The sequence below is a fragment of the Stenotrophomonas sp. 05L414_2 genome (assembly GCF_056397905.1).
Window position 1 is genome coordinate 1 of the sequence record NZ_JBFTOJ010000132.1, and the last position, 11,841, is coordinate 11,841.

At 67.9% G+C, this 11,841-nt stretch carries 12 protein-coding genes; 7 read left to right on the forward strand and 5 right to left on the reverse strand.

What is annotated here, in order from left to right; all coding sequences use genetic code 11:
• Together feoB and AC1DJN_RS16355 are read right to left on the reverse strand one after the other, a co-directional pair.
• Positions 1–1,396: ferrous iron transporter B (feoB, locus tag AC1DJN_RS16350; RefSeq protein WP_478039502.1), on the reverse strand; the 1,396-nt coding region annotated here is incomplete at its 3' end.
• A complete protein-coding gene (locus AC1DJN_RS16355; protein WP_025874743.1) occupies positions 1,393–1,647 on the reverse strand; it encodes a FeoA family protein in 255 nt (84 codons plus the stop codon). The genes AC1DJN_RS16355 and feoB, both read right to left, overlap by 4 nt.
• 120 nt (positions 1,648–1,767) lie before the next feature.
• On the opposite strand from AC1DJN_RS16355, the gene AC1DJN_RS16360 reads away from it, so the two are divergent.
• The 7 genes from AC1DJN_RS16360 to AC1DJN_RS16390 all read left to right on the forward strand — a co-directional run bounded on the left by AC1DJN_RS16360 (position 1,768) and on the right by AC1DJN_RS16390 (position 8,567).
• Positions 1,768–2,556 (forward strand): enoyl-CoA hydratase-related protein, encoded by a 789-nt coding sequence (locus AC1DJN_RS16360; RefSeq protein WP_033831003.1) that lies wholly within the window; start codon positions 1,768–1,770, stop codon positions 2,554–2,556.
• A 1-nt stretch (position 2,557) separates the two neighbouring features.
• Positions 2,558–2,944 (forward strand): VOC family protein, encoded by a 387-nt coding sequence (locus AC1DJN_RS16365; RefSeq protein WP_442251836.1) that lies wholly within the window; start codon positions 2,558–2,560, stop codon positions 2,942–2,944.
• 170 nt (positions 2,945–3,114) lie between these two features.
• A complete protein-coding gene (locus tag AC1DJN_RS16370) occupies positions 3,115–4,008 on the forward strand; it encodes a hydroxymethylglutaryl-CoA lyase (RefSeq protein WP_033831001.1) in 894 nt (297 codons plus the stop codon).
• Positions 4,005–6,578: a sensor domain-containing protein gene (locus AC1DJN_RS16375; RefSeq protein ID WP_478039504.1), complete on the forward strand. Its 2,574-nt coding sequence runs from the start codon at positions 4,005–4,007 to the stop codon at positions 6,576–6,578. Before AC1DJN_RS16370 ends, AC1DJN_RS16375 begins: the two co-directional genes overlap by 4 nt.
• Before the next feature lie 79 nt (positions 6,579–6,657).
• A complete protein-coding gene (locus AC1DJN_RS16380; RefSeq protein ID WP_442251839.1) occupies positions 6,658–7,428 on the forward strand; it encodes an SDR family NAD(P)-dependent oxidoreductase in 771 nt (256 codons plus the stop codon).
• Between the two features lie 49 nt (positions 7,429–7,477).
• The gene (gene yeiP / locus AC1DJN_RS16385; RefSeq protein ID WP_006363947.1) at positions 7,478–8,044 is read left to right on the forward strand and encodes an elongation factor P-like protein YeiP; all 567 of its coding nucleotides are present in this window, start codon (positions 7,478–7,480) and stop codon (positions 8,042–8,044) included.
• Positions 8,034–8,567: a hypothetical protein gene (locus AC1DJN_RS16390; protein ID WP_032975540.1), complete on the forward strand. Its 534-nt coding sequence runs from the start codon at positions 8,034–8,036 to the stop codon at positions 8,565–8,567. Before yeiP ends, AC1DJN_RS16390 begins: the two co-directional genes overlap by 11 nt.
• Before the next feature lie 72 nt (positions 8,568–8,639).
• Here AC1DJN_RS16390 and AC1DJN_RS16395 read toward each other — a convergent pair whose 3' ends face one another.
• From AC1DJN_RS16395 to AC1DJN_RS16405, 3 genes are all read right to left on the reverse strand, one after another.
• A complete protein-coding gene (locus AC1DJN_RS16395) occupies positions 8,640–9,350 on the reverse strand; it encodes a COG3650 family protein (RefSeq protein ID WP_442251840.1) in 711 nt (236 codons plus the stop codon).
• An 83-nt stretch (positions 9,351–9,433) separates the two neighbouring features.
• Positions 9,434–9,826 (reverse strand): nuclear transport factor 2 family protein, encoded by a 393-nt coding sequence (locus tag AC1DJN_RS16400; protein ID WP_442251841.1) that lies wholly within the window; start codon positions 9,824–9,826, stop codon positions 9,434–9,436.
• A partial coding sequence (locus tag AC1DJN_RS16405; RefSeq protein ID WP_478039507.1) for an efflux RND transporter permease subunit occupies positions 9,807–11,841 on the reverse strand: 2,035 nt, incomplete at its 5' end. The genes AC1DJN_RS16400 and AC1DJN_RS16405, both read right to left, overlap by 20 nt.

Sequence of the window (11,841 nt, forward strand, 5' to 3'; positions counted from 1 at the left end):
GCGCCAGGATGATGCCGCCGACACGCTTGAGGAAGATCATGCCGCGCTCGTACAGGCCGACGGCGAGGTCGCGCGGATGCGGAATGCGGTACGACGGCAGCTCCAGCATCAGCGGGTGCTCGCTCTTGTCGCGRCGCCACTTCTTCATCACCCACGACATCRCCAGCGCGCTGAGGATGCCGGCCACGTACAGGCCGAACAGCACCAGGCCCTGCTGGTTGAAGATGCCGATCCTGCCGGCCGGTATGAACGCACCGATCAGCAGCGCATATACCGGCAGCCTTGCCGAGCAGGTCATCAGCGGTGCCACCAGGATCGTGGCCAGGCGGTCACGCGGGTCCTGGATGCTGCGGGTGGCCATGATGCCCGGCACCGCGCAGGCAAAGCTGGACAGCAGCGGGATGAACGACCGCCCCGACAGGCCGGCCGCCGCCATCATGCGGTCCAGCAGGAACGCGGCGCGTGGCAGGTAACCGGACTCTTCCAGCGCCAGGATGAAGGCGAACAGGATCAGGATCTGCGGCAGGAACACCACCACGCCGCCCAGGCCGGCGATGATGCCGTCGGTCAGCAGGCTGGTCAGCGGACCCGCCGGCAGCACGCTGGCGGCCAGCTCACCCAGCCAGGCAAAGCCGGCCTCGATGCCATCCATCAACGGCGTGGCCCAGGCGAACACCGCCTGGAAGATCAGGAACATCACCACCACCAGCGTGATCAGGCCGAACACCGGATGCAGCAGCCAGCGGTCCAGCGTGTCGTCGATCTTCGCCGTCCGTGCCGGCATGCGTACGGCTGCGGCCAGGATCGCGCGCACCTGCGCGTGGTAGTCCACGCCGCTCTCAACGCCGGCCAGCGGCGCATCCAGGTGCGGCACCATCGTATCCAGGCGTTCCACCAGTGCACGCGCGCCCTGCTTGCGTACCGCCACGGTTTCCACCACCGGCACACCGATCTCGCGCTCCAGCGCGGCCACATCGATCTGGATGCCGCGGCGCTGCGCGGCGTCGACCATGTTCAGGGCGATGATCATCGGCTTGCCCAGCTCGCGCAGTTCCAGGGCGAAGCGCAGGTGCAGGCGCAGGTTGGTGGCGTCGATCACGCACAGAAGGACGTCCGGCGCGGCCTCACCCGGGTAGAACCCCCGGCACAGGTCGCGGGTGATCGCCTCGTCCAGGCTGGCCGGCTGCAGGCTGTAGGCGCCCGGCAGGTCGAGCACGGCGAACTCGCGGCCGGACGGCGCACGCAGGCGGCCTTCCTTGCGCTCAACGGTGACGCCGGTGTAATTGGCGACCTTCTGCCGACTGCCGGTCAGCTGGTTGAACAGCGCGGTCTTGCCGCTGTTGGGGTTGCCGACCAGCGCGATGCGCAGCGGGGCGGCGGTTGCGGTGGCGCTCATGCACGTCCCTCCTGGCTGGCCGGGTCGATGACCACGCGCCGGGCCTCACTGATACGCAGCGCGAAACGGGTGAACCCGACCTGCACCAGCAGCGGCTCGCCACCAACCGGGCCTCGCGCCACCAGGCGCACTTCCTCACCCTTGACGAAGCCCAGCTCGCGCAGGCGCCGGGCGATGGCATCGTTGGCATGCAGGTCCTGCACGGAATCGACCACGGCCGAGGCGTGCAGGGGCAGTTCGGACAGCGTCATCTAGCGTGTTCTCTGCTGGATGTAAATGGTTCTCGATTCTAACATTCCCGCGTCGCGTCATGGCCCATGACCAATGGCCCGCTATGATCCATACAGGTATGGAGCAACCCCCGGAATCCCATGAACGATGCTTTGCAGATCGAGCGCAACGGCGCTGTCCTGACCCTCTGGCTGAACCGGCCGGAGCTGCACAACGCCTTTGACGCCGGCCTGATCGCCCGGCTGACCGCAGCCCTGGAAGCGGCCGGCCGCGATGACACGGTGCGCACGGTGGTGGTGGCCGGCCACGGTGCCTCCTTCTCTGCCGGTGCCGACATGCAGTGGATGCGCGGCATGGCCTCCGCCAGCGAGGCCGACAACCGTGACGACGCCCTGGCCCTGGCCCGGCTGATGCGCACCCTGGACGAGCTGCCCAAGCCCACCCTCGCCCGCGTCCACGGCGCGGCCTTTGGTGGTGGCGTCGGCCTGGTGGCCTGCTGCGATATCGCCATCGCCACCAGCGCCGCCCGCTTCGGCCTCACCGAAAGCCGCCTGGGCCTGCTGCCGGCAGTGATCTCGCCCTATGTGATCGAGGCCATCGGCAGCCGCCAGTCCCGCCGCTGGTTCGCCACCGGCGAGCACTTCGACGCCGACACCGCCCTGCGCATCGGCCTGATCCACCAGTTGGTGGAGCCCGAACGCCTGGACGAGGCCGTGCAGCGACAGCTTGCCCTGCTCGACAAGGCCGGGCCGATCGCCTCGGCTTCGGCCAAGCTGCTGGTCCGGCAGGTTCGCGACGCCCATGATCGCGACAGCCTGGACCGTGACAATGCCGCCCTGATCGCCCGCCTGCGGGTATCGGCCGAAGGCCAGGAGGGCCTGGGGGCCTTCCTCGACAAACGCGCGCCGCACTGGGTCACGGAGGCCTGACATGCTGGACCATATCGGCTTGAACAGCGGCGACCTGCCGCGCAGCAGTGCCTTCTTCCTGCAGGCGCTGGCACCGCTGCAGATCGGCGTGGTGATGGAGGTCAGCGCCGAACAGACCGGTGCCCACGACCACGTGGGTTTCGGCAACCACGGCAAGCCGTTCTTCTGGCTGGGCAATGCGGCGCCGCTCAGCCAGGGCGTGCACGTGGCCTTCGTCTGCGCCGAACGCGCCCAGGTTGATGCCTTCCACGCCGCTGCGCTGGCCGCAGGGGGGCGCGACAATGGTGCGCCCGGCCTGCGTCCCTGGTACCACCCGGACTATTACGCCGCCTTCGTGATCGACCCCGACGGCAACAACATCGAGGCGGTCTGCCACCTGCCCGGGTAGACCCCTGCGTCGCCACCAGGCGCAGGCGTGGCCGCTTGTGCGACCCGCCTGCGTATCTCATCTGGCAGCCCGGCGAAGACCGGCCGCCCCCGTTTCCCAGGAACCGTCGTGACCCCAGCCGATCCCATCCGCCCTGCCCGCCCCGCCCCGCTTTTCATGGGGGTGCCGCGATGAGCGATTTCGTCCGCATCGTCGAGGTCGGCCCGCGCGACGGGCTGCAGAACGAAAAGCAGGCCGTGGCCACCACCGACAAGATCGCCCTGATCGATCGCCTGTCGGCCACCGGCCTGCGTACGATCGAGGCGACCAGCTTCGTCAGCCCGCGCTGGGTCCCGCAGTTGGCCGATGCTGCCGAGGTCTATGCCGGCATCCAGCGCCGCGCGGGCATCGCCTATCCGGTGCTGGTGCCGAACGAACAGGGCTACGACCGTGCGCGCGCCGTCGGCGTGCAGGAAATCGCGGTGTTCACCGCTGCATCGGAAGCCTTCAACCGCACCAACACCAACGCCGGCATCGATGAATCGCTGGCCCGCTTCGAGCCGATCCTGCGCCGCGCGGCCGCCGACGGCGTGCGCGTGCGTGGCTACGTCTCCACCGTGCTCGGCTGCCCGTACCAGGGCGAGGTACCGCTGGCCGATGTGGTGCGCGTCGCCCGCGCACTGCACCAGATGGGGTGCTATGAGATCTCGCTGGGTGACACCATCGGCGTCGGCACGCCACGCAAGGCCCGCGCGATGCTGCAGGCGGTGGCTGCCGAGATCCCGATGAGCGCACTGGCGGTGCACTTCCACGATACCTACGGCCAGGCCATCGCCAACATCGCCACCTGCCTGGAAGAAGGCGTGCGCGTGGTCGACAGTGCGGTGTCCGGTGCCGGCGGCTGCCCGTACGCGAAGGGCGCCAGCGGCAACGTGGCCAGCGAGGACGTGGTGTACCTGCTGCAGGGGCTGGGCCTGGAATGCGGTGTCGACCTGCCGTCGCTGGCCGAGACCGGCCGCTGGCTGGCCGGACTGCTCGGCCGCGCGACCGCCAGCCGCGTCGGGCAGGCGCTGGCAGCGACATGAACGACAGCGGCCCGCGCGACCGTCCGGCCATCGGCGATACACCCGCCGCAACCGACGTCGCGCTGGCCGCTCTGGACGCGGCGCTGGCTGCTTCGCCGCCGCCGGCCCAGGCCAGGCTGCTGCGCCAGGCACGGCAGGCGCTGGCCGATGCGCAGCAGCGCGAACTGGATACCCAGGCCCGCTATGCCGCGTTGTTCGAYGCCGTGCCCGACCCGGTCAGCATCCTCAGCGCCGAAGGCGTGGTGCTGGACGTCAACCGCGCCGGCATCGTCGCCTACGACCGCCCGCGCGAGGACATCGTCGGCCAGCCGATCGAACTGCTCAATCCCGACCTGCCCAGCGACCATCTGCAACCGGTGTGGGAAGCACTGAACCGCGGCGACACCTACGTCATCGAAGTGACCAACATGCGCGGTGATGGCAGCCGCTTTCCGGTGGAGGTGCACTCGGCCGGCTTCCAGGACCGCGGCCAACCCTGCATCGTCGCCGTCGCCCGCGACCTGAGCGGGCGCTGGCGCGCAGAGTCGCGCTATCGCCTGTTGATGGAATCGATCGACAAGGGCGTGATCCTGTTCGACCGCGACCTGCGCGTGCTGTCGGCCAACCCGGCCGCACATCGCATCCTCGGCCTCACCGGTGGCGGCGTGGGCTTGAACGCGATGCTCGATCCCGAAGCGTGGATCATCGTCGACGAGCATGGCCACCCGTTGACCCAGTCACAGTGGCCGACCAGCCGCTGTTTCCAGGCCGGGCGGGTGATCCGCAGCACCATCATCGGCCTGTACCACCGCCCGCGCGGACGCATGCTGTGGTTGTCCACCACCAACGTGCCGGTGTTCGGCAACGGCTGCGACCAGGCCGACCATGTCTATGCGATGTTCAGTGACATCACCGAACTGAAGCGCAACAACACCCTGTTCGCGCGCGCGCAGTCACTGGCCCATATCGGCGGCTGGGAGTGGGATCGCGGCCTGCAGCGCCTGTACCTCACCGATGAAGCGCGGCGCATCGTCGGCCAGCCGGCCGACCTGGAGGACATGCCCGACCTGCTGGACTGCCTGCGCAGCGACGACCGCGCCGCCCTGCAGCAGGCGCTGGCCGATACCATCGAACACCGCAGCAGCTTCGGCCTGGAGCTGCAGGGCCAGCGCSGCGATGGCCACTCGTTCTGGATCCGGATGATCGGCGAGGTCTCGGCCGGCGATGTCGATGCCGCCCGCATCACCGGCACCGTGCAGGACATCACCGAGCGCAAGCAGGCCGAGGAAACCCTGCGCGTGCAGGCCCGCACYGACCCGCTGACCGGAATCATGAACCGCGATGCGGTGCTGAGCGACCTCGGCGTGCGCATGGACAGCCCCAGCCACGACCGCGTGGCGGTGCTGTACATCGACCTGGACCGCTTCAAGGTGGTCAACGACCTGCTTGGCCACAACGCCGGTGATGAACTGTTGATCGAAGCGACCCGGCGCATCGCCACTGCGATCGGCACCGAAGGCCTGCTTGCACGCTTTGGCGGCGACGAGTTCCTGGTGATCTGCGACCTGCGCGACCAGCCGGACCAGGCCGAACAGCTGGCCGAGCGCATCACTGCGGCGTTCTCGGCACCGTTCCAGCTGGGCAGCGACGAGTTCCCGGTGACCGCCAGCATCGGCATCGCCCGCGCACCGCGCGATGGCAACCGGCCGCAGCAGCTGATCCAGAACGCCGACACGGCGATGTACGAGTGCAAGCGCCGCACCCGCAACGGTTGGCAGGTGTTCTCCCCGGAACTGGCACAGCGCCAGCATGACCGCCTGCAGATCGAGAGCCGGTTGCACAAGGCCCTCGATGGCGACGAGTTCCACCTGGTGTACCAGCCACAGGTCAACCTGCGCAGCGGCGCCACCATTGCCTGCGAGGCGTTGATGCGCTGGCACAACACGCAGCTGGGGCAGATGCGCCCGGACCTGTTCATCCGCCACGCCGAGCACACCGGCGACATCGTGCGCATCGGCCAATGGGCGCTRCGCGAAGCCTGCCGGCAGGTACGGCAATGGCAGGACGACGGGCTCGGCCTGGTGCGGGTGGCGGTCAACGTGTCCTGGCGCCAGTTCGTCGGTGAGGATCTCGCCCGCTGGGTGCGGCAGGTGCTGGACGAATTCGGCCTGCCCGGCAGCGTGCTGGAACTGGAGTTCACCGAGCGGGTGCTGATCGAGGATGCGCCGGACACCCTGCGCACCTTCGCCCGCCTGCGCGAAATGGGGGTGATGCTGACCATCGACGACTTCGGCGAAGGCTACAGCGCCCTGAACTACCTGCGGCGCCTGCCCATCCATGGGCTGAAGCTGAGCCAGCTGTTTGTCGAAGGCATTCCCCGCAACCGTTCGGATGTGGCGGTGTGCGAGGCGGTCTGCGCGATCGCGCGCAGCCTGGGGCTGGGCGTGGTCGCCGAAGGCGTGGAGACCGAGCCACAACGGCAGTGCCTGCTCGACCTGGGGGTGACCGTCGGCCAGGGTTTCCTGTTCGCCCATGGCCTGCCCGCCGCCGACTTCGAGCGTCGCCTGCGCCGCGCCCGCGAACTGGGCTGAGGCCGGCGGCGCAGTGCACAACGGCGGCTGCCGTCGCTTCCGTTAGAATCGGCGGTTCTTGAACCTGCAGGACCGTGCAATGCAGCTGTCTTCCGTACGTGCCGTGATCACTGGCGGCGTCTCCGGCCTCGGCCTGGCCGTGGCCCAGCACCTGGTTGCCAAGGGCGGCAAGGTCGCCCTGTTCGACCTCAACGACGCCAAGGGCGCGGCCGCTGTTGCCGAGCTGGGGCAGGACAACGCCCGCTATTTCAACGTCAACGTCAGTGATGAAGCGTCCGTGTCGGCGGCCATCGACCAGGCCTGCGATTTCCTCGGCGGCCTGAATGTCGCCATGAACTGCGCCGGCATCCTCGGCGCTGGCCGCGTGCTGGGCAAGGAAGGCCCGATGCCGCTGGCCGGGTTCCAGGGCACGGTGATGGTCAACCTGGTCGGCAGCTTCAATGTCGCCAAGGCCGCAGCCAACCGCATGCAGCACAACGAGGCCGGCGTGGACGGCGAGCGCGGCGTCATCATCAACACCGCCAGCGTTGCCGCCTACGAAGGCCAGATCGGCCAGGCCGCCTACTCCGCCTCCAAGGGCGGCGTGGTGGCGATGACCCTGCCGATGGCCCGCGAGCTGTCGCGCTTCGGCATCCGCGTCAACACCATCGCGCCGGGCGTGTTCTGGACGCCGATGGTCGATGGCATGCCCGAAGCCGTGCAGGAATCGCTGGCCGCCTCGATCCCGTTCCCGTCGCGCCTGGGCAAGCCGGAAGACTTCGCCAGCCTGGTCGGCCACATCCTCGGCAACACCTACATCAACGGCGAGACCATCCGCCTGGACGGCGCCACCCGGCTCGCTCCGAAGTGATTCCCCCCGGGCGCCGGGACGGCGCCCTCCCCCAACGACCAACATCATCATGAAAGCCAACGACATCAAGAAGGGCAACGTCGTCGAGTTCAACAACGGCGTCTACCAGATCCGCGACATCGAGCGCAGCTCGCCGCAGGGTCGCGGCGGCAACGTCCGCTTCCGCTTCATCATGTACAGCGTGCCGGGCGGCAACAAGCTCGACGCCAGCTTCGATGCCGACGACAACCTGGTCGAAGTCGAACTGCTGCGCCGCCAGTCCACCTACTCGTACAAGGACGGCGATGCGTTCGTGTTCCTGGACGACGAGGACTACACCCCCTACACCCTGGACGCGGACGTGATCGGCGATGACGCCGGCTACATCACCGACGGCCTGACCGGCATCTACGTGCAGGTGATCGACGAGCAGCCGGTGGCCATCCAGCTGCCGGCCTCGGTGGTGCTGGAAGTGATCGAGACGCCGCCGGAACTGAAGGGCGGCACCGCCACCAAGCGCCCGAAGCCGGCCAAGCTCAACACCGGCATCGAGATCATGGTGCCGGAGTACATCGTCAACGGCGAGCGTGTGCTGGTGAACACCGCTACCGGCGAATTTGCCGGCCGTGCCGATTAACCGCGCTGCGCTGATCGCCTGCCTGTCCCTGCTCGTGGCGTGCTCGCCGCGCGCAGCGGACAGCACCGGTGACGTCGCCGCGGACGCGGTGACGCAGCCCGCCGCAGCGGACACCGCTGCCGCTGCGGTTGCACCGGCTGCAGATGAAGCAGATGCTGTGGCGACGCTGGCAGGTAGCCCCGAGGAGGAGCAACAGGCGCGGGCTGCCGCCGGTTGCAGCGTCCCCGACGACGTCGCTTTCGTGCAGGACATCCGCATCTACTGCGGCATGCCGGCCGATGTGCAGGCCTTCATCGAACGGGAGAACAGCTGCCAGCATTTTGCCGGCGAAGAACCCTACGACGACGCCCGTCGTCGCGAGCTGGAGGCCGCCATCGCCAGGTTCTGCGACGATCGAGAGAAGATCTTTGCCGACCTGGTGGCCCGCCATCGCGATGACTGCGCGATCCGGCAGGCGTTGATCGGCGTGAACCTGCGCTACGACCTGTCCCCCGATCTGGATCTGAAGCCCTGCGAGGGCTGACGCAAAAAAGGGGACGGAGGGGATGACGTCGTTCATGGCACAAACAACGTCATCCCCTCCGTCCCCTTTTTCTTATTTGCCGCCGAAGTTGCCGCAGCCGTGGTACTGGCGCGTGCCCACGGCCAGCATCGCCTTGGCTTCGAATGTCTCGCCACTCATGCCGTCCTGGCAGGTGGTGCGCTGGAAGCTCAGCTTGATGTCGGTGCCATCCGCCGCCTTGCCCACCCAGCCATCCGCACCCTCGGTCGGTTTGGCGACGGTGAAACGGCGCTCGCCGTAATCCACGTCCACCTGCAGGCCCGGCGTATCGCCGTCGACGACGGCAAGCCAGCCCGGCTCGTTGCCGGTGGCACGGAACGCCGCGTTGCCGGCACTGCCATCGCCCTCGGTCGCTTCCACCGCGCCACACTCGCGGTCCGCCTCGCCCTTCAGGCTGAGCAGCGCTTCGTCACTGCCACGGGTCCAGAAGCTGTTGCCCTTGCCGTCGCCATACTTCGCACCGGAGGCCGCACGTTCGGAGGACATCGCGAAACTGCGCCCGCCAATCACAACCGTCGCTGCGTCCTCTCCGTTGAAGGTCGCGCGCACATCAAGGTCGCCGCAGCGATAGAGGGTTTCGTTGCCGGCGCCTTTGCCGCCGCCATCAGCGTCGGCGGCCACCGGTGCCGGTGCCGGCGTTGCGGCCGCATCGCCTGCATTACTGGCGGCCGGCGCCTGGGCCGGCTGGCAGGCGCTCAGCGCGAGGCCGAGGGAGGCAGCCAACAGACTGGGAATTACACGCATGGCTCGACTCCTTGTCGAAACTACAGAGACCCTGGACCCTACCATCTGCACGCAAACGGGGCCTGAAAGCCGCATGACCCTGTTCAGCCTGCCAGCGCCGCCATCGACAGCAGCTGCGCGCCGCTGGCACTGGAAGCGCTTGTCCAGACGCGCAACAAGCGCAAGCGCTGCACGTGTTCGCGTCCCCGCCAATGCACATGCAGCTGAACATCGCCGGACAACAACGCCAGCCGACCACACAGCAACGTTTCAACTGCATGCACCTGCAGCGCAAGAATCTGCAGGCGCCCTTGCTGCCAGTCCCTCAACCAGGGCAGCTCGAGCACCCGCCCGCCCTGCCCGTCCATCATGAACAACACCGGTGACAGCAGCGCAGTGGCTGCGCCATGGTCGCCGTCCAGCAGCGCATCCCGCAGCTGCTGCTCCAACACGCGCAGCTGCGCCTCGTACAGGCCCTCAGGGTTCCTGCTTTCCATCCACCTGCTTTCCATCCACGCTCCCTCCCGGCGTCGGCCGGCGTCGGCGCAGGCGCTGCGCAAGCCACTGCTGCGCCCCCTGCACCACCACATAGAACACCGGCACGAAGAACACGGCCAACACGGTCGCACTGACCATGCCGCCGAACACGCCGGTACCGATGGCCTGTTGCGTTTCCTTTGAAGCCCCCTGCGCCAGCATCAGCGGCACCACGCCCAGCGCGAACGCCAGCGAGGTCATCACGATCGGTCGCAATCGCAGGCGTGCTGCTTCGATGGTCGCCTCGACCAGACCGCGTCCCTGCTGTTGCAGTTGGCGGGCGAACTCGACGATCAGGATCGCGTTCTTCGCCGAAAGTCCGATCACCGTGATCATGCCGACCTTGAAGAACACGTCATTGGGCATCTCGCGCAGCAACACCGCAGCAACAGCGCCGAGCAGGCCCAACGGCACCACCAGCATCACCGCAAGCGGGATCGACCAGCTCTCGTACAACGCCGCCAGCACCAGGAACACCACCAGCATCGACAGCAGCAGCAACCACGGCGCCTGTGCGCCGGACTCACGCTCCTGCAGCGACTGGCTGGTCCACTGCAGGGCGAAGCCCGCTGGCAGCTGCTGGGCAAGGCGCTCCATCTCGACCATCGCCTGGCCGGTGGACACCCCGCCGGCAGGTGTGCCGGACAGATTCAATGCCGGGAACCCCAGGTAACGCTGCAGCTGCAGCGGCGCCTCGGTCCAGTGCGGGGTGACCAGCTCGGACAGTGCCACCATGCCGCCTTCGCTGTTGCGGACATACAGCTTCAGCACGTCCTCCAGCTCCATCCGGTACGGCGCATCGGCCTGCATGATCACCTGCTGCATGCGCCCGCGATTTGGAAAATCGTTGACGTACTGCGAGCCCATTGCCGCCGACAACGTGGCACTGATGTCGGTGAACGCCACGCCCATCGCTTCGGCCTTGGCGCGATCGATGTCCAGCCGTACATTGCTGCCCGCCGGCAGGCCATCGGCATTCACATCGGCCAGCAACGGACTTGCCTCTGCCAGCTTCAACAGCTGCTGCAGGGCAGCGCGCAGCTCGGCCTGGCCCTGTCCGGTACGCGCCTGCAGCGCCAGCGAGAAGCCGGAGGAACGGCCAAGGCTGTCGATGGCCGGCGGCATCACGCTCATCACCTCGCCTTCCGGGACCGTTGCCATGGCCTGCTGCGCCGCCTTCACCTCGTCCGATGCGGTGCTGCCGCCGCGTTCACCCCAGTCCTTCAACATGGTGTAGGTCAGCGCCGCACTTGGGCCGGAACCGGAAAAGCTGTAGCCGAGGATGGCCTGGTTGGACGCGATCGCCGGCCGCGAGGCGACATGCTGTTCGTAAGCTTCGACCACCGCCAGCGTACGCTCGGCGGTTGCTTCGGCCGGCAGCTGGATGGAAGTCATGAAATAGCCCTGGTCCTCTTCCGGCAGGAACGCACCCGGCAACCAATGCAGGCCGATCAGCAGTGCCACCAGCAAGGCAGCGAACAGGCCCATCACCCGGCCACTGCGCCGCAGTACGGCCGCCACGCCCTGCTGGTAACGCCCGGTCATGCGCTCGAAGCCGCGGTTGAACGCACCGAACACGCCGCCGCGGCCATGGTGACCACGTGTGCCCTGCCGCAGCAGCGTCGCGCAGAGCGCCGGGGTCAGGCTCAGCGCCAGCAGGGCCGAAAACAGGATGGACACCGACATCGCCACGCTGAACTGGCGGTAGATCGCACCAACCGAACCACTGGCCAGCGCCATCGGGATGAACACCGCCGTCAGCACCAGGGTGATGCCGATCACCGCACCGGTCAGCTCACGCATCGCCTTGATCGTGGCCTCGCGCGGCGGCAGCCCCTCTTCGGCCATGATCCGCTCCACGCCCTCGACCACCACGATCGCGTCGTCAACAATGATGCCGATCGCCAGCACCATGCCGAACATGGTCAATACGTTGATCGAGAACCCCAGCGCCAGCATCACCGCGAAGGTGCCC